The sequence below is a fragment of the Acidibrevibacterium fodinaquatile genome, assembly GCF_003352165.1.
GTDB classification, from domain to species: domain Bacteria; phylum Pseudomonadota; class Alphaproteobacteria; order Acetobacterales; family Acetobacteraceae; genus Acidibrevibacterium; species Acidibrevibacterium fodinaquatile.
In genome coordinates, this window is sequence record NZ_CP029176.1 from 1,257,941 (window position 1) to 1,274,205 (window position 16,265).

Below are 16,265 nucleotides of genomic sequence, written 5' to 3' on the forward strand. Positions count from 1 at the left end.
AGTGCTTGGAGAAGACATGAACAGCAGCGAAAACCCGTCCCCCCGCAAGAGCCGCGGCCCGCTGATTTTCGGTCTGATCGTGCTTGCCGTTGCCGTGGGGCTCGGCGTCTCCGGCATCATGGACCGCAAAAAAGCCGAAGCCGAGCTGGTCAAGGCGACCGATGCGGCGGCGATCCCGACGGTTGCGGTGATCAAGCCGGTGCCCAACCAGCACGCGGATGAGCTGGTGCTGCCGGGCGATGTCGAATCTTGGTACGAAGCGCCGATCTATGCCCGCGTCAACGGCTACGTGAAGATGTGGTATCGGGATATCGGCGCGCGGGTCAAAACCAACGACCTTCTCGCCGAGATCGACACCCCCGATCTCGATCAGCAATATGCCGAGGCCAAGGCCGCCTATGCCCGCGCGGTCGCCGACCAGAAGCTCGCCGATGTCACCGCCCAGCGCTGGAAGCGGCTGCTTGCCTCTGACTCGGTCTCGCACGAGGACACCGACGTCAAGGTTTATGACGACGAAGCCAAGCACGCGGTGGTGGCGGCGGCGCAAGCCAATGTCAGCCGTCTCGAGGCGCTCGAGACCTTCAAGCGCATCGTCGCCCCGTTCGACGGCGTGGTGACGGCGCGGCGCACCGATATCGGCGCCCTGGTCAACGCCGGCGGCGGCACCGGGCCGGAGCTGTTCACCGTCGCCGATATCCACAAGATGCGCGTCTATGTCCGCATCCCGCAAATCTACATCTCGCGCATCAAGAGCGGGATGGAGGCCGATCTCTATATGCCGGAATACCCGAACGAAGTCTTCCCGGCCAAGCTCAACACGACGGCGAATGCGGTGAGCCCGGATTCCCGCACCCTGCTCGTCGAGCTTTGGGCGGATAACCCGGATGGCAAGCTCCAGCCCGGCACCTATGCCAATGTCCATTTCAAGCTGCCGCCCAATCCGTCGACGGTTCGCGTTCCGGTGAGCGCGCTGATGTTCCAGCAGCACGGATTGCAAGTCGCGGTGGTGGACGCGACCCGCCACGTCAAGATGCATGACGTGACCATCGGGCTCGACATGGGCGCGGATGTCGAAATCATCTCCGGGCTCGCCGCCACCGATCGGGTGATCAACTCCCCGCCCGATTCCCTTTCGCCCGGTGATCTCGTCAATGTCGCCGGCGAGGGAGGCAAGGGCTCGAGCGGCAAAGGCGGCGAGCAGCTTTCAGAGGCTAGCCAGTGAGGCCCGAGAGGCGTTGGCTGGCGGCCGCTTCGCTCGCCGCGCTGCTCGCCGGATGCACTGATTTCGCGCCGAAATACCACGCCCCGATCGTCGCCGTTCCCACCTCGTTCAAGGAGACCGGCGATTGGCAGAAGGCGGACCCGAAAGATACCATCCCGCGCGGGCCATGGTGGTCGATCTATCATGATGCGGTCTTGAATAAGCTCGAGGACCAGCTCAACGCCGCCAACCCCGACATCGCCGCCGCGGTTGCGCATTACGATTCCTCGCGCGCCTTCGTCTCCGAAATCAATTCCGTGCTCTTCCCCTCGGTCGGCACCGGCGGCGCGGCCTCGCAATTCGGCTGGAACGGCACCGGATCGCGGCCGCGCGGGGAACAGGTCCGCGGCTTCAATGCGCCCAGCCAATACCCGATCGCGCCCGGGGTCGGGCGCAATTTCGGCACTTTCAACCAATACCAATACGACGCCGTCGGCGGCAGCGCGAGTTACGAGATCGATCTCTGGAACCAGCTGCACGACATGGTGAAGAACGCCGAATACCAGTCGCAGGCGGCCGCCGCGTTGCTCGCCAACGCCCAACTCAGCCTGCAAGCGCAGCTCGCGAGTGATTACGTCCTGTTGCGCGGCCTCGATGCCGAAATCGACGTCATCGCCCGCGCGGTAAAGGATTATCAGGACGGGGTTCAGATCACCGTCAACCGCTATCAGGGGCAGATCGCCTCCGGCCTCGACATTTCTGAGGCCAAAACCGTGCTCGAGCAGGCGCAGGCGGAGGAATCCGACGTCAAAGCCTCGCGCGCCCTGGTCGAACACGCCATCGCCTCGCTGGTTGGGCAGCCGGCTTCGCAGTTCACGCTGAAGCCGGTGGTGGCGCCGATCGCGCTGCCCAGCATCCCGACCGGGCTGCCCTCTGACCTTCTGCAACGGCGCCCCGATGTCGCGGCGGCGGAGCGGCAGGTGGCGGCGGCGAACGAGGAGATTGGCGTCACCAAAGCCGCGTTCTTCCCGGTCTTCAATCTCGGCCTGGTCGGCGGCGGCCTCGGCGGTGGCTACGGCCAGACGATGATCGCGAGCCCGCTGAGCTATTGGGCGATCGGGCCGCAATTCCTGATGCCGCTGTTTGAGGGCGGCTATCGCCGTGCCGCCGAGGCGCAAGCCTATGCCCGGCTGCGCGAAGCGGTCGCGAATTACCGCGCAACCGTGCTGCTCGCCTATCAGGAGGTCGAGGATGACCTCTCGCTCCTCAATAATCTCGGCACCGAGTTCCAGCAGGTCAGTGAGGCGGTGAACGATTCGGCGCGTTCGCTGCAACTCTCGACCTCCTTGTTCCAAGAAGGCGGGGTCAACTATCTCGATGTCGTGGTCAACGATATCCAATGGCTCGATACCCAGGTCTCGGCGATCCAGGTCCAGACGCGCCGGCTGCAATCCAATGTCGATCTCGTGCGCGCCTTGGGTGGCGGCTGGACGACGCAGGATCTCCCCGGCGCCGAGCAGACGATCATGCTCAACCCGCTAAAGCCGGGCACCGCGAGCCCGAAGCAGGTCGGCCCGACCCAGGCGAGCTTCTATCAGCCGGCGCCCAATGCCGCCGCCGCGCCGCCCGCGTCGAGCCCGCCGCCGTCCGGCCAATGAGCGGCGACGACGCCGAGGGCACGACCCGCGCGCTTTTGGTGGAGCTTGCCGCAAGCCTTTTCGCGCGCGGGTTTTCGGTCGGCAGCGCCGGCAATATCAGCGTCCGGCTCGCGGACGGCTATCTGATCACGCCGACCAATTCTTCGCTCGGGCGGCTGGAGGCGGCGCGCATTTCGCGTCTCGATCCCGAGTTCCGCCATCTTGATGGCGATAAGCCCTCGAAGGAAGTGTTCATGCACCGCGCCTTCTACCGGGCGCGGCCGGAGGCGCGGGCGGTGGTTCATCTCCACTCGCCGATGGCGACCGCGATCGCCTGCCTGGCCGACGCCGACCCGGACAACCCGATCCCGCCGCTCACCCCCTATTTCGTCATGCGGATCGGTGAGCGCCTGCCGCTCGTCCCCTATTTCCGCCCCGGCGACCCGGCGATGGAGCCGGCGATCCATGCCGCGGCCGCCGGCGCGCGGGCGGTGCTGCTCGCCAATCACGGCCCGGTGGTCTCGGCATCCAGCCTGCGCGATGCGGTTTATGCCGCCGAGGAACTGGAAGAGGCCGCCAAACTCGCCCTCTTGCTGCGCGGCGCGCCGGCGCGCCTGCTGACGCCGGCGCAAGTCGAAGATCTTCGCAAGACGTTTGGGTGAGGGGGCGCATGGCGTTCGCGATCGGGTTTCTCGTGTTTCCCAAGGTGCAGCAACTCGATCTCACCGCACCTTATGAAGTGCTGGCGACGCTCAAGGATAGTAAAACCTATCTCGTGTGGAAGACGCTGGCGCCGGTCACGGCCTCGACCGGGCTGATTTTGACGCCGAACGCTACCTTCACCACCTGTCCACCGCTCGATCTGCTGTGCATTCCGGGCGGCGCCGGGATCAACGTGCTTCTGGAGGATGCCGAGACGCTCGCCTTCGTGCGCGAACAGGCAGGGCGGGCGCGCTATGTGACCTCGGTTTGCACCGGTGCCCTGGTTCTCGGCGCGGCCGGGCTTCTCACCGGGCGGCGCGCGACGACGCATTGGAACGCGCATGATCTGCTCGCCCATTTCGGCGCTATTCCGACGGCGGGAAGAGTGGTTCGTGACGGCAATCTGATCACCGCCGGCGGCGTCACCGCGGGGATCGATTTCGGCCTCGCGCTTATCGCTGAATTGACCAGCCAAACGGAGGCGGAGACCGTCCAGCTCGGCATCGAATATGCGCCCGCGCCGCCCTTCGATGCCGGCACGCCGGAAACCGCCTCGTCGGCAGTGCTCGCCGCCGCCCGCGAACGCGGCGCCGCCTCCCGCCTGGAACGCGAAGCCGCGATCGCCCGCATCACCGGGAGGTGAGGCGCTTTCGCACCTCAAGACAAAAGTCTTTTTGCTTCTTTTTCTTCAGAAAAAGAAGAGTCTTTGCCTTGCTCTAACGCCCAATCGCTTTCTGGACTGAAGCGGCAAGCGCCTGGAATGCCGCCGCGGCGGGGTTTTCGGGGGCGCTGATGACGATCGGGGTGCCGGAATCGCTACTTTCGCGCACGCCGGCGAGCAGCGGGATTTCGCCCAAGAAGGGCACGCCGAGCCGCGCCGCCTCGGCGCGGGCGCCGCCGTGGCCGAAGATTTCGGTGCGGTGGCCGCATTCGGGGCAGCAGAAAAAGCTCATGTTTTCGACGAGGCCGAGGATCTTCACCCCCACCGTCTCGAACATTTTGACCCCGCGCCGCGCATCAGCCAGCGCCACGTCCTGGGGCGTCGAGACGATCACCGCGCCGGCGAGGGTGACGCGCTGGGCGAGGGTCAGTTGCGCGTCACCGGTGCCGGGCGGCAGGTCGATCACCATGACGTCGAGCTTGCCCCAGGCGACCTGCTCCATCAATTGCTGCAAGGCGCCCATGACCATCGGGCCGCGCCAGATCATCGCGGTATCGGGGGCGGTGATGAAGCCGATCGAGATGGCTTCCAAGCCCCAGACCTTGATCGGCAGCATTTTGTCGTCCCGCACTTCCGGCCGGCGGGTGACGCCGAGCATGTGCGGAAGACTGGGGCCATAGATATCGGCATCCAGCAGCCCGACCGCGAGGCCGCGCCCGGCAAGCGCCACCGCGAGGTTGGTGGCGACGGTCGATTTGCCAACCCCCCCCTTGCCCGAGGCGATGGCGATCACCGCGCCGACCTCGGCGAGCAGTTTCGGCTGCTGGCGCGGGTCGCCATGCGCATGCCCGCGCGCGTGCCCTTGGGGCGGTGTCGGGGCCGGCGTGTCGCGATGGGCGGTGAGGATGACGGTTGCGTTCCGCACCCCGTCTTGGCCGGCGAGCAGGGCCTCGGCTTGGCGGCGTACCGGCTCCATCGCCGCGGCCTCCTCCCGCCGGACGCGGAGCGCAACCTGCACCAGCCCGTCTTTGACCTGGAGACTGTCGATCCGCCCGGCGCTGACGAGATCGCGCCCCGAGGCGGGGTCGGCGAGGGTCGCGAGGGCGGCGCGGAGCTGTTCTGGCGTGGGTTGGGGCATCGGCTTGCAAACCTTTTTCGTCCGGTCATTATGCGCCGCGGCCTCGCGGCCGCCGGGCCAGCTCGTGTAGCTTATCCTCGACCGCGGTCTGAACGCCAATGACCCACGCGCATGAAATTTCCTGGCCGTAATTTCTCTGGCCGCGGCATTTGAAGGAGCATCTCTGGCATGTCCTGGCATAATGGTGGACAAGGCGGCGGCCCGGGGGGGCAGGGGCCGTGGGGATCGCCGCGGCCCGGCAGGCGGCCAGAGCCGCCCTGGGGCAACGGCTTGCCGCCCGATCTCGCGGCGCTGATCGCGCGCGCGCGGCGCCTGTTCGGGGGCATCACGGGAGGGCGTGGTAACGGCGGGCAGGGTGGCGGGCAGGGTGGCGGACCTGGGGGGGGTGGCGGCGAGGCCTGGCGGGCATCGCGGCTGTGGCTCGCGGCGGCGCTGGTGCTGGTGCTGCTCTGGTTCGCGAGCGGCCTGTTTCGTGTCCAGCCCGACGAGGAAGGGGTGGTGCTGCGCTTCGGTGCCTTCGCCCGCTTGGTCCCGCCGGGCCTCAGCTATCATCTCCCATGGCCGATCGAGAGCGTGCTGCGTCCCGCGGTGACACGCATCAACCGGATCGAGATCGGCTATCGCGCCAATCTCGCCGCCGAGAATGAGGGGCGCGACGTCACCGAGGAGAGCCTGATGCTCACCGGCGACGAAAACATCATCGATATTGATTTCACCGTCTTCTGGCGCATCCGCAGCGCGCCGGATTATCTCTTCAACATCCGCCATCCCGCCGGCACGGTGAAATCCGTCGCCGAAAGCGTCATGCGCGAAGTGATCGGGCGGACACCGATCCAGCCGGCCTTGACCGGCGCGCGCGGCGCCATCGAGGAGGCGGTGCAAAAGGGCGCGCAGGCGATTTTGGACGAGTACGGCTCCGGCATCGAGATCACCCAGGTGCAGTTGCAAAAAGTCGATCCGCCGCCGGCGGTGATCGACAGTTTCCGCGACGTCCAGCGCGCCAATACCGATGCCGAGCGGATGCGCAACGAAGCCGAGGCCTACCACAACGACATCGTCCCGCGCGCCCGCGGCGAGGCGGCGCGAATCGTCGCCGAGGCCGATGGCGCCCGCCAGGCGGCGATCGCCGAGGCGAGTGGCGCGGCACAGCGTTTCGCGAGCGTGCTCGCGGCCTATCGCGCTGCGAAAGACATCACGCTAGCCCGCCTCTATATCGAAACCATGCAGGCGGTGATGGAAAAAGGCCATGTCACGGTGATCGACCCCGCGATCAAGGGCGTCCTGCCATTGCTTTCGCTCGATCGGCACGATGCCGCCAAGGGTGACGCGGCGGCGGGGGAAAAGCCATGAGACCCGGGTTTCTCGCCCTCATCGCCGTGCTGATCGTGCTTGCGATCGGCGCCGATGCGACCTTCTTTACCGTGCCGCAGACGGCGCAGGCGCTGCTTGTCCAGCTCGGCGAGCCGCGCGCGCTGATCACCACCCCCGGGCTGCACGCCCGCCTGCCGCTGGTGCAGACGGTGATCTTGTTTGACCGCCGTTTGCTTGATGACGAAATGGCCGGCGAAGAGGTCATTCTCGGCGATCAGCGCCGCCTCATCGTCGATAGCTTCACGCGCTATCGGATCACCGATCCGCTGCATTACTACCAGGCCGTGGGGCCGAGCGAGGAGGCGATCCGCGCCCGGCTCGATGCCGTGGTTTCCGGCAGTCTCCGCCGGGTGCTGGGCGGCGAGACGCTGCTCGGCGTGCTTTCGGCCGATCGCGATCGGATCATGCGCGAAATCCGCCGCCAAGCGAACGGCGAGATGGCCGGCTTTGGCATCGTCATCGAGGATGTGCGCATCCGCCGCGCCGATTTGCCGGCGGAGAACACGCAGGCGATTCTTTCGCGCATGCAGTCCGAGCGCGAGCGGGTGGCCAAGCAGGCGCGCGCCGAGGGGGCGGAGGCGGCCGCGAAGATCCGCGCCAATGCCGAGCGCGAGCGGACGGTTCTGCTCGCCGATGCCCGCGGCGAGGCCGAGCGCTTGCGCGGCGAGGGCGAGCAGAAAACCATCGCCCTCTATGCCGGCGCCTATCAGCAGGATCCGCAATTTTTTGTCATCTGGCGGACGCTGGCGGCTTACCGCGACGGGCTCGCGGGTGGGCAAAGCCGGTTGATCCTGAGCCCGGAGGCGGATTTCTTCCGTTATCTGCGCCAAGTGCCGCAAGCGCCCTGACGGGGCGCTTGCGCGAATGCCGGTTCGAGACCAATTTTGCCAAGAGCCTCGAGAGGACAGGATTTTCATGACCAACGCCCCCATCCGCCGCCTGCGCGCCGTTGCGTTTGCCAGCGTGCTCGCCGCTTTCGCCACTTTGCCCGCCCTCACCCCGGCTGCGGCGCGTGAGGCGCCGGCGAGCTTCGCCGATCTCGCCGCCGATCTCCTGCCCGGTGTCGTCAATGTTTCGAGCAGCCAGAGCGTGCAGGCGCGGGCCGGCAATCTGCCGGAGATGCCGGTATTCCCGCCAGGCTCGCCGTTCGAGCAGTTTTTCCATGATTTCATGGAAAAGAACCGTCCCGGCGGGCAAGGCGGCGGGCCCGACGACGCGCCGGGGCCGATGCGCAAGATGCAGAGCCTGGGCTCGGGCTTCGTGGTCGACAGCTCCGGCATCATCGTCACCAATAACCACGTGATCGACGGGGCGGACGAAATCACCGTCACCTTGCAAGACGGCACCTCGATGAAGGCCAAGCTGGTCGGGCGCGACGACCGCACCGACATCGCCGTCCTTCAGGTCAAGCCGGAAAAGCCTTTGCACGCGCTCGCTTTCGGCGATTCCTCGGCGATGCGGGTGGGTGACTGGGTGCTCGCGATCGGCAATCCGTTCGGGCTCGGCGGCACGGTGACGGCGGGGATCGTCTCGGCGCGCGGGCGTGATATCCGCCAGGGGCCGTATGACGATTTCATCCAGACCGACGCGCCGATCAATCGCGGCAATTCCGGCGGCCCGCTCTTTAACATGAACGGCGAGGTGATCGGCATCAACACCGCGATCTATTCGCCCTCCGGCGGCTCGATCGGCATCGGCTTTGCCATCCCCTCCAACATGGCGAAAACCGTGGTCGCGCAATTGCTGAAATACGGCAAGCCGCGGCGCGGCTGGCTTGGCGTGCGCATCCAGCAGGTCACCCCCGATATCGCCGAGAGCCTCGGCTTGAAGGAGCCGCGCGGCGTCATGGTCGCCGGCGTCACCGATGGCGGCCCGGCCGACAAGGCGCAGATCAAGAACGGTGATATCATCCTGAAATTCAACAATCAGGACGTGAAGGAATTGCACAATCTGCCGCGCATGGTGGCGGAAACCGCGATCGGGACGGAGGTGCCGCTCGTGCTCTGGCGTGATGGCAAGGAGGTCACGGTCTCGGCGCGGATCGCGGAAATGCCGGAAGATGATAGCAAACCGGCGGCGCTCGCCACGCCGGCGACGCCGCCGGCCGCGGCGCCGGTCGCGATCTCGGGGCTCGGGCTCAAGGTGGCGCCGATCACGCCCGAGATGCGGGAGAAATTCCAGCTCAACGCCGATCAGAAGGGCGTCGTCATCACCGATGTCGGCGCCGACAGCGCGGCGGCCGAACGCGGCCTCCGGCCCGGTGATGTCATCATGCAAGTGCAGCAGGAGGACGTGAACGGCCCCGCCGATATCGAGACCCGGGTGGAGCGGGCACGCAAGCAGAACCGCAAGATGGTGCTGCTGCTGATCCAGGGGCAGGATGGCTTGCGCTGGGTGCCGCTGCCGCTCGCGGCGTCGGCGAAGAGCGGCAAGCAACCCGGGTGAGGCAATCGGCCGCGGGCGCCGGCGTGATCGGCCGGCGCCCGGGCGTGTTCAGGCGTTTTCTTCGCGCGGCTCGCGGATATCCCGCCATTCCTCGGTGAAGGGCTTTTTGAGGAAGGTCGCCCAGAAAAAATTGAGCGAGTAGCGGAGCCCGATGGTCACCACCCCTTCGCCCTTGAGACGCCGGCCGGAGGAATAAGCGGGCAGCGCGAAGGTGAATTTCACCCGCCCGAAGCGGCTCAAACGGCGCGCGAGATCGGTATCCTCGCCATAAAAGCGAAAACGGTCATTGGCGGCGCCGAGCCGTGCCATCGCCGCGCGCCGGACGACGAAATTGCCGCCCTGCAGCATCGCGCCGACCCTGAGCACGTAGTGATTGACGAGATAGGCGGCATAGGCGAGGCGGTAATAGAACCCGACCACGCGCTGCACCCCGGGCGAGAGGTCGCGATAAAGATAAGGGCCGCTGAGGGCGACGAGCCGAGAGTCTTTGGCGAATTCGGCGCGCACACGCGCAAGCCAACCGGCGGGAAGGTGGGTATCGGCATCGATATTGGCGATCAGCGCGCCGGAACTCCTGACGAACCCGGCAAAACGCGCCTGCACCAGGCCCTTGCGCGGCTCCTCCACCACCACGACGCCAGGGATCTTGCGGGCGATGGCGCCGGTTTGATCGGTGCTGGCATTGTCGACGACGATGATTTCCGCCTCTTCCCCGAGGATCAGCCCCTCGCGCGCGATTTCGCCTTGGATCACGGCGAGGGTTTCGGCGAGCAGAGCTTCTTCGTTATAGGCGGGCACGACGAAGCTGATCAGCATGGGACGCTCTCCTTGATACGCGGGGTGGGAACGCGGAGGGGGTGAGGGCGCGCGCCGGGGATTGGCGCCGCGGCGTGCGCAAGCGGCGGCTCGAGCGGCACCAGATTGGCGAGGAATTGCCGCGCCGCGGCGGCCCAGGAAAACGCTTCCGCGAAGCGCCGGCAAGCGCTGCGGTCAAGCGAAAGGGCGGCATGTGCCGCCGCGCCGAGATCACGATCGAGCACCCCGACCGGCGGCGCGGTTCCGCCCCGCGCGGCGTCGCCGAGCACCGCGCGGGGGGCGGCGGCGGGAAGTGCCGCGACCGGCAGCCCCGAGGCCAAGGCTTCGAGGAGCACCAGGCCGAACGTGTCGGTCTCGCTTGGGAAAACGAAGACATCGCTGCTCGCGTAGGCTTGGGCGAGTGCTTCGCCCTGCAGCGCCCCGAGGAAATGCGCCGCGGGATAGGCGCGCTGCAACGCGGCCCGCGCCGGGCCGTCGCCGATCACGAGTTTGCTTCCCGGCAGATCGAGACCGAGGAAGGCGGGAAGGTTTTTCTCGACCGCAAGCCGCCCGACCGAGAGGAAAATCGGCCGCGGATAGGGCAAAGGCGCGGCGTTGCCGGGGTGAAACAGCGCGAGATCGACGCCGCGCGACCACAAAACCGTGTTGTCAAAGCCGCGCGCCGCGAGTTCCGCCGCGAGCCCGCTCGTTGCGACCATCACGCTGACGCCGCGCCCGTGAAAGCGCCGCAGCCAGCGATAGGTGAGGGCGCGCGGCAGCCGCAGGCGCGCGGCGAGATAATCGGGGAAATGCGTGTGATAGGCGGTGGTGAAGGCCCAGCCGGCGCGGCGGGCAAGGGCGGAGGCGGCAAGGCCGAGCGGCCCTTCGGTCGCGATATGGAGCGAATCGGGGGCGAATGCGGCAAGCAGCCCGGCAAGACGCCGGCGCGGCCAGAGGGCGAGCCGGATTTCCGGGTAGAACGGACAAGGCATGGTCCGAAACCGGTCGGGTCCGATCACCAACACCTGATGGCCGGCAGCGCGCAGCTCGGCCGCAACCATGGCGATAGTGCGGACGACGCCGTTGATTTGCGGATGCCAGGCATCGCTGACGATGGCGATCCGTCGCGGCGCCAGAGCGATCTCAGGCGGTGGCGGCATTCAGCGCCGCATCTCGCCGGGCGAGGAAGGAAAGTCCGTTGATCGCCGCCCAATCGAGCAGTTCCAAGCGCCCGTCGCGATGCTCGACGAGGGCGGTGCAGCTTTCCACCCAGTCCCCGGCGTTGAGATAGAGCTTGCCGCCGACCTCGCGCATTTCGGCGTGGTGGATATGGCCGCAGACCACGCCATCGAAGCCGCGCCGCGCGGCATCGGCGGCAAGCGCCACCTCGAAACGGTCGATCGCCTTCACCGCCTCTTTGACCCGGCGCTTGAGATAGGCCGAGAGCGACCAATAGGGATAGCCGAACCGGGCGCGGGCGAGGTTGAAATAGCGGTTGAGCCAGAGCGCGAAGCTGTAAGCGCCATCGCCGAGCAACGCGAGAAAGCGAGCATAGCACACCACCGAATCGAAGTGATCGCCGTGCAAAACCAGCAGACGGCGGCCATCGGCGGTGGTATGCGCGGCCTCGTCGGCGAGCGCGATCCCGACGACCTCAAGCCCGAGCGGCAGGAAGCGCCGCAGCGCCTCGTCGTGATTGCCGGCGATATAGGTGACTTTGGCGCCCGAACGGGCGTGGCGAAGGATTTCCGTCAAGACCGCGTCATGATGCCGGTCCCAGTGCCAGCCGCGCCGCAGCCGCCAGCCATCGATGATGTCTCCCACCAGATAGAAATGCTCGGCGGAGACGCGGCGGAGAAAATCGGCGAGGAAATCGGCGCGGCACTCCTTGGTGCCGAGATGGGTGTCGGAGAGGAAGACGCTGCGATAAGTGGGAAGCGCCATGATGTTTGTCATGGCGCTCTCGTTACGCCATGCCGCAGAGTCTCTGCCAATGAAACTATGATGACTTCAAAGAAACTATGATGACAGAGATCGGAATTTTACCACGCCGTGACACATGTATGACGTGGCGGATCAGAGACCGAGGCGATCGAAGCGGATGATCTCGACCACGCCGCCGGCCGCCAGCGCCGGCGCGAAAGGCGGGCGGAGGATGAGCGCGTCGGCCCGCGCGAGCACCGCCTGCATCGCCGAATCCTGAACCGCGAACGCCTCGGCGACCAGATTTCCGGCCTCGTCCTCGAGGAGGCGGGCGCGGAGAAAGTCGAAACGGCGGTCATTGGCGGCAAGCGGCGTCGCGGTCGTCGCCGTTGCGGTTGCGAGCGGCGCGCCCGCAAGGCCGGCCAGCCGCAGCACCGCCGGGCGCACGAAGAGCAGGCCGCAGACGAACGCCGCGACCGGGTTGCCGGGCAGGCCGAGCACCGGCATCTCACCGAGGCGCCCGAACATCAGCGGCTTGCCCGGCCGCATCGCGATCTTCCAGAAATCGACCGCGAGACCCCGCCGCGCGAGACCCGCTTGCACCAGATCATGCGCGCCGACGCTGGCGCCGCCGGTCGTAAGCAACAGATCGAAGCCGCGGGCGGCATCCGCCGCCTGGGCGATGGCGTCGGGATCGTCCGCCGCGATCGGCAAAACGCTGGCAACAGCACCGAGCGATGTGAGCATCGCCGCCAGCGCATGGGCGTTCGAGCTGACGATCCCGCCTTGGGGGATCGGCTCGCCGGGGAGCGCGATTTCATCCCCGGTCGCGAGCACCGCGACACGCGGGCGGCGATGAACCCGGAGCCAGGGATGATTGGCGGCCGCGGCAAGGCCGATATCGCGCGGCGAAAGCCGCCGCCCGGCGGCGATGATCGGCTCATCGCGCGCGAAATCCTCGCCCATGCGGCGAATATGCCGGCCCGGCAGGACGCTCTCGCGCACCCGCACGGTCTCGCCCATGGCCTCCGCATCTTCTTGCAGCAGCACGGCATCGGCGCCTTCGGGGAGGATGCTGCCGGTGAAAATCCGTACCGTTTCGCCGGCGCCGATGCGCCCGGCGAATGGATGACCGGCCGGGGCACTGCCGATCACGCGAAGGGTAGCGCCGTCGCGCGCGTCCGCGGCGCGGACGGCGTAGCCGTCCATCGCCGAGACATCGGCCGGCGGTTGGGTCCGGCGCGCGATCACTGCGGCCGCGCTGATCCGCCCGCACGCCTCGGCGAGAGCCACCGTCTCGGCGCCGACCGGGGCGAAGGCGGCAAGGATGCGGGCGCGGGCGTCTTCGATGCTGATCATCGCTGCCTCAGCTTTGCGCGAAATCACCAGACTTGCCGCCGGATTTGGCGACGAGGCGCACCGCCTCGATACGCATGCCACGATCGACCGCCTTGCACATGTCATAGACCGTGAGCGCCGCCACACTGGCCGCCGTCAGCGCTTCCATCTCGACCCCGGTGCGCCCGGTGGTGCGCACGGTTGCGGTGATCTCGACCGCATCCGGCGGCACGGCGATCAGATCGACCGTCACCGAATCGAGCGGCAGCGGGTGGCAGAGCGGAATGAGATCGGCGGTACGCTTGGCGGCCATGATGCCGGCGAGCCGCGCAACCCCGAGCACGTCGCCTTTTTTGGCGCCGCCGGCTTCGATCAGGGCGAGGGTTGCGGCGGCCATCACCACCCGGGCGCGGGCGGTCGCACGGCGCGCGGTGATCGGCTTGGCCGAGACATCGACCATCACCGCCTGGCCGCTATCATCGAAATGGCTGAATTCGGCGGTCATGCCGGCGCGCCGAGCAGCGCCCGGGTCGCGGCGGTGACGTCCGCCTCGCGCATCAGGTGTTCGCCGACGAGAAAACAATGAACGCCCGCGTCGCGACAGAGGCCGAGGAGGTCGGCATGGCTCTTGATGCCGCTTTCGGCGATCGGGAAGCGATCCGGCGGAATGCGCGGGGCGAGCGCGCGCGAGGTGTCGAGGGTGGTTGCGAGCGTCTTGAGATTGCGGTTGTTGATGCCGATCAGATTGGTCGCGAGCCCAAGGGCGCGATCGAGTTCGGCCTCATCATGAACCTCGGCGAGGACGTCCATGTCGAGCGAGCGGGCGAGGGCTTCGAGGTCGCGCGCCTCCTGATCGGTGAGCGCCGCCATGATGAGGAGGATGCAATCCGCCCCCATCGCCCGGCTTTCATACACCTGCCAGGGCTCGAGGATGAAATCCTTGCGCAGAACCGGGAGATCGACCGCGGCGCGGGCGGCGATGAGATCGTCCGGCGATCCCTGGAAATAGGGGGCGTCGGTGAGCACCGAGAGGCAGGTCGCCCCCCCCGCGGCATAGGCGCGGGCGAGATCGGCAGGCGAGAAATCGGCGCGGATCAGCCCGCCCGAGGGCGAGGCCCGCTTGATCTCGGCGACCAGGCCGAAGCCGCCGATGGCGATTTTCCCCTTGAGGGCGTGACCGAAGCCGCGCGGCGGCCCAGCCGCGGCAATGCGCGATTTCAGCGCCTCGATCGGGGTTGCCTCACGCCGGCGGGCGGTTTCGGCGCGGGTTTGGGCGCAGATCAGCGCCAGAATGTCGGTGCCATCAAGGGCGGGATCAGCGGTCATGATATCTCCTCGCTCGGCATCCGTCGCAAACCGTCATGCACGGGTCAAGCGCTCTCGTGGCTCGCGCGCCGCAGCCGCAGGAGTGCGGCGGCGGCCCGCCCGTCATCGATCGCCGCGGCGGCGGCGGCGGCCCCGGCCGAGAGCGTGGTTTCCCGCCCGGCGACGATCAGTGCCGCGGCGGCGTTGAACAGCACGGTGTCGCGATAGGCGCCGCCCGCCCCCGCCAGCAACGCCTCCAAGGCGGCGGCGTTGGCGGCGGCATCGCCCCCTCGGATGGCCGCGACCGGGGCCGGGGTGAGACCGGCATCGGCGGCGGTGAGGGTGAAGTCGCGTAATCCGCCGTTTTCGAACGCGGTGACGCGGTTTTCCCCGGCCAGCGTCAATTCGTCGAGCCCGGCGCCATGCGCCACCCAAACCCGTTCGGCGCCGAGCCCGCCGAGGGCTTCCGCCATCGGCCGCGTCCAGATCGGGTCATAGACACCGATCAATTGCCGCCGCACCGAGGCGGGATTGGCCATCGGGCCGAGCAGATTGAAAATGGTGCGGATGCCGAGTTCGACGCGCGGCCCGGCGGCGTGGCGGAGGGCCGCGTGATGGTTCGGCGCGAACAGGAACATGCAGCCGGCCTCGCGCAGAATCGCCGGCAGGCGGCTCGGCGCGACATCGACATTGACCCCGAGCGCCGCGAGCACGTCGGCGCCGCCGCTTTTGGAACTGAGCGCGCGGTTGCCGTGTTTGGCGACCGGAACCCCGATCCCCGCCAGCACCAGCGCCACCGCCGTCGAGACATTGAGCGTGCCGGCGCCATCGCCGCCGGTGCCGCAGACATCGATCGCCTCCTCCGGGGCGGGGACGCGCAGCATCCGCGCCCGCATCGCGCGCGCCGCCCCGCGCAATTCCGCCACCGTCTCGCCGCGCACCCGCATCGCCATGACGAGGCCGGCGATCTGCGCCGGGGTCGCCTCGCCGGCCATGATGATGCCGAACGCGGCCTCCGCTTCGGCTTCCGACAGGGTCTCGCCGCGCGCCAGCCGGGCGAGCACCGGCTTCAGATCGCCGCTCATTCAGGCCTCGGGCATTCAGGCGGGGACATTCAGGCGGCGCGGGCCGGCGCGCCACGGCTGCGGGCGATCGCGAGGAAATTGCCGAGGATCTCGTGTCCGCCTTGGCTTGCGATGCTCTCGGGATGGAACTGCACCCCGAAAACCGGCCGCTCGCGGTGGCGGATTCCCATCAGCACGCCGTCTTCGCTCTGGGCGGTCGCGACCAAGGCGCGCGGCAGGGTTTGTTGCGCGACCATCAGACTGTGATAGCGGGTCGCGGCGAAGGGGTTGGGGAGGCCGGCGAACACGCCGCGCCCGTCATGGGAAATCTGGCTGACTTTGCCATGCATCGGCACCGGCGCGCGCACAACCGTTGCGCCAAATGCCTGCCCGATCGCCTGATGGCCGAGGCAGACGCCGAGAATGGGCAGATCGGCCGGCGCGGCACGGATCAGCTCGACGCAGATCCCGGCCTCATTCGGGGTGCAGGGGCCGGGCGAGATCACCACCGCCTCCGGCGCCAGCGCCAGCGCCGCGGCGACGCTCAAGGTGTCGTTGCGGCGCACATCGCACACCGCCCCGAGATCGCCGAGGAAATGAACGAGGTTGAAGGTGAAGCTGTCGTAATTGTCGATCAGTAGGATCATGGGAGTAGGATCATGGGAGCAGGATCATGACAGGGTTA

Annotated in this window: 16 protein-coding genes; 7 read left to right on the top strand and 9 right to left on the bottom strand. The window is 67.6% G+C overall.

Going from position 1 to position 16,265, the window contains the following annotated elements; all coding sequences use genetic code 11:
- The first annotated feature begins 16 nt into the window (after positions 1–16).
- From DEF76_RS06110 to DEF76_RS06125, 4 genes are read left to right on the top strand one after another with little or no spacing between them, the layout of a single operon-like run.
- Positions 17–1,222: an efflux RND transporter periplasmic adaptor subunit gene (locus tag DEF76_RS06110; RefSeq protein WP_114911567.1), complete on the top strand. Its 1,206-nt coding sequence runs from the start codon at positions 17–19 to the stop codon at positions 1,220–1,222.
- On the top strand, positions 1,219–2,859 hold the full coding sequence (locus tag DEF76_RS06115) for an efflux transporter outer membrane subunit (RefSeq protein ID WP_114911568.1): 1,641 nt from the start codon (positions 1,219–1,221) through the stop codon (positions 2,857–2,859). The genes DEF76_RS06110 and DEF76_RS06115 overlap by 4 nt, the downstream gene beginning before the upstream one ends.
- Complete coding sequence (otnC, locus tag DEF76_RS06120) at positions 2,856–3,500, top strand: 3-oxo-tetronate 4-phosphate decarboxylase (protein WP_114911569.1); 645 nt, start codon at positions 2,856–2,858, stop codon at positions 3,498–3,500. Before DEF76_RS06115 ends, otnC begins: the two co-directional genes overlap by 4 nt.
- Before the next feature lie 8 nt (positions 3,501–3,508).
- The gene (locus DEF76_RS06125) at positions 3,509–4,183 is read left to right on the top strand and encodes a DJ-1/PfpI family protein (protein ID WP_114911570.1); all 675 of its coding nucleotides are present in this window, start codon (positions 3,509–3,511) and stop codon (positions 4,181–4,183) included.
- 73 nt (positions 4,184–4,256) lie between these two features.
- Here DEF76_RS06125 and DEF76_RS06130 read toward each other — a convergent pair whose 3' ends face one another.
- The gene (locus DEF76_RS06130) at positions 4,257–5,339 is read right to left on the bottom strand and encodes an Mrp/NBP35 family ATP-binding protein (RefSeq protein WP_114913707.1); all 1,083 of its coding nucleotides are present in this window, start codon (positions 5,337–5,339) and stop codon (positions 4,257–4,259) included.
- 168 nt (positions 5,340–5,507) lie between these two features.
- Between DEF76_RS06130 and hflK the strand changes: the two genes are divergently transcribed.
- From hflK to DEF76_RS06145, 3 genes are all read left to right on the top strand, one after another.
- Complete coding sequence (gene hflK, locus DEF76_RS06135) at positions 5,508–6,689, top strand: FtsH protease activity modulator HflK (protein ID WP_114911571.1); 1,182 nt, start codon at positions 5,508–5,510, stop codon at positions 6,687–6,689.
- Positions 6,686–7,558, top strand: coding sequence for a protease modulator HflC (hflC, locus tag DEF76_RS06140; protein WP_114911572.1), 873 nt, complete (start codon positions 6,686–6,688; stop codon positions 7,556–7,558). Before hflK ends, hflC begins: the two co-directional genes overlap by 4 nt.
- A 67-nt stretch (positions 7,559–7,625) precedes the next feature.
- Complete coding sequence (locus tag DEF76_RS06145; RefSeq protein WP_114911573.1) at positions 7,626–9,155, top strand: DegQ family serine endoprotease; 1,530 nt, start codon at positions 7,626–7,628, stop codon at positions 9,153–9,155.
- 48 nt (positions 9,156–9,203) lie between these two features.
- On the opposite strand, the gene DEF76_RS06150 is transcribed toward DEF76_RS06145, so the two are convergent.
- From DEF76_RS06150 to DEF76_RS06185, 8 genes are all read right to left on the bottom strand, one after another.
- Positions 9,204–9,971 carry a glycosyltransferase family 2 protein gene (locus tag DEF76_RS06150; protein WP_114911574.1) on the bottom strand — a complete coding sequence of 256 codons (768 nt, stop codon included), beginning with the start codon at positions 9,969–9,971 and terminating at the stop codon, positions 9,204–9,206.
- Entirely contained in the window at positions 9,965–11,110 is a 1,146-nt protein-coding gene (locus tag DEF76_RS06155; RefSeq protein ID WP_114911575.1) for a glycosyltransferase family 4 protein, read from the bottom strand. The genes DEF76_RS06150 and DEF76_RS06155 overlap by 7 nt, the downstream gene beginning before the upstream one ends.
- Positions 11,094–11,906: a UDP-2,3-diacylglucosamine diphosphatase gene (locus tag DEF76_RS06160; protein WP_114911576.1), complete on the bottom strand. Its 813-nt coding sequence runs from the start codon at positions 11,904–11,906 to the stop codon at positions 11,094–11,096. The genes DEF76_RS06155 and DEF76_RS06160 overlap by 17 nt, the downstream gene beginning before the upstream one ends.
- 120 nt (positions 11,907–12,026) lie before the next feature.
- On the bottom strand, positions 12,027–13,232 hold the full coding sequence (locus DEF76_RS06165; RefSeq protein ID WP_114911577.1) for a molybdopterin molybdotransferase MoeA: 1,206 nt from the start codon (positions 13,230–13,232) through the stop codon (positions 12,027–12,029).
- A 7-nt stretch (positions 13,233–13,239) separates the two neighbouring features.
- On the bottom strand, positions 13,240–13,716 hold the full coding sequence (gene moaC / locus DEF76_RS06170) for a cyclic pyranopterin monophosphate synthase MoaC (RefSeq protein WP_114911578.1): 477 nt from the start codon (positions 13,714–13,716) through the stop codon (positions 13,240–13,242).
- Positions 13,713–14,537 (bottom strand): indole-3-glycerol phosphate synthase TrpC, encoded by an 825-nt coding sequence (gene trpC / locus DEF76_RS06175; RefSeq protein WP_114911579.1) that lies wholly within the window; start codon positions 14,535–14,537, stop codon positions 13,713–13,715. Before trpC ends, moaC begins: the two co-directional genes overlap by 4 nt.
- 44 nt (positions 14,538–14,581) lie before the next feature.
- Positions 14,582–15,601: an anthranilate phosphoribosyltransferase gene (gene trpD, locus DEF76_RS06180; RefSeq protein ID WP_114911580.1), complete on the bottom strand. Its 1,020-nt coding sequence runs from the start codon at positions 15,599–15,601 to the stop codon at positions 14,582–14,584.
- Positions 15,602–15,630: 29 nt separating this feature from the next.
- Positions 15,631–16,227 carry an anthranilate synthase component II gene (locus DEF76_RS06185; RefSeq protein WP_114911581.1) on the bottom strand — a complete coding sequence of 199 codons (597 nt, stop codon included), beginning with the start codon at positions 16,225–16,227 and terminating at the stop codon, positions 15,631–15,633.
- Between the last annotated feature and the right edge of the window lie 38 nt (positions 16,228–16,265).

What these genes read in the sequence shown, in the direction of transcription:
- DEF76_RS06110 (WP_114911567.1), top strand. Translation starts at nt 17, where the DNA reads ATGAACAGCAGCGAAAACCCGTCCCCCCGCAAGAGCCGCGGCCCGCTG.
- otnC (WP_114911569.1), top strand. Translation starts at nt 2,856, where the DNA reads ATGAGCGGCGACGACGCCGAGGGCACGACCCGCGCGCTTTTGGTGGAG.
- DEF76_RS06125 (WP_114911570.1), top strand. Translation starts at nt 3,509, where the DNA reads ATGGCGTTCGCGATCGGGTTTCTCGTGTTTCCCAAGGTGCAGCAACTC.
- DEF76_RS06130 (WP_114913707.1), bottom strand. Translation starts at nt 5,339, where the DNA reads ATGCCCCAACCCACGCCAGAACAGCTCCGCGCCGCCCTCGCGACCCTC.
- hflK (WP_114911571.1), top strand. Translation starts at nt 5,508, where the DNA reads ATGTCCTGGCATAATGGTGGACAAGGCGGCGGCCCGGGGGGGCAGGGG.
- hflC (WP_114911572.1), top strand. Translation starts at nt 6,686, where the DNA reads ATGAGACCCGGGTTTCTCGCCCTCATCGCCGTGCTGATCGTGCTTGCG.
- DEF76_RS06145 (WP_114911573.1), top strand. Translation starts at nt 7,626, where the DNA reads ATGACCAACGCCCCCATCCGCCGCCTGCGCGCCGTTGCGTTTGCCAGC.
- DEF76_RS06150 (WP_114911574.1), bottom strand. Translation starts at nt 9,971, where the DNA reads ATGCTGATCAGCTTCGTCGTGCCCGCCTATAACGAAGAAGCTCTGCTC.
- DEF76_RS06155 (WP_114911575.1), bottom strand. Translation starts at nt 11,110, where the DNA reads ATGCCGCCACCGCCTGAGATCGCTCTGGCGCCGCGACGGATCGCCATC.
- DEF76_RS06160 (WP_114911576.1), bottom strand. Translation starts at nt 11,906, where the DNA reads ATGACAAACATCATGGCGCTTCCCACTTATCGCAGCGTCTTCCTCTCC.
- DEF76_RS06165 (WP_114911577.1), bottom strand. Translation starts at nt 13,232, where the DNA reads ATGATCAGCATCGAAGACGCCCGCGCCCGCATCCTTGCCGCCTTCGCC.
- moaC (WP_114911578.1), bottom strand. Translation starts at nt 13,716, where the DNA reads ATGACCGCCGAATTCAGCCATTTCGATGATAGCGGCCAGGCGGTGATG.
- trpC (WP_114911579.1), bottom strand. Translation starts at nt 14,537, where the DNA reads ATGACCGCTGATCCCGCCCTTGATGGCACCGACATTCTGGCGCTGATC.
- trpD (WP_114911580.1), bottom strand. Translation starts at nt 15,601, where the DNA reads ATGAGCGGCGATCTGAAGCCGGTGCTCGCCCGGCTGGCGCGCGGCGAG.
- DEF76_RS06185 (WP_114911581.1), bottom strand. Translation starts at nt 16,227, where the DNA reads ATGATCCTACTGATCGACAATTACGACAGCTTCACCTTCAACCTCGTT.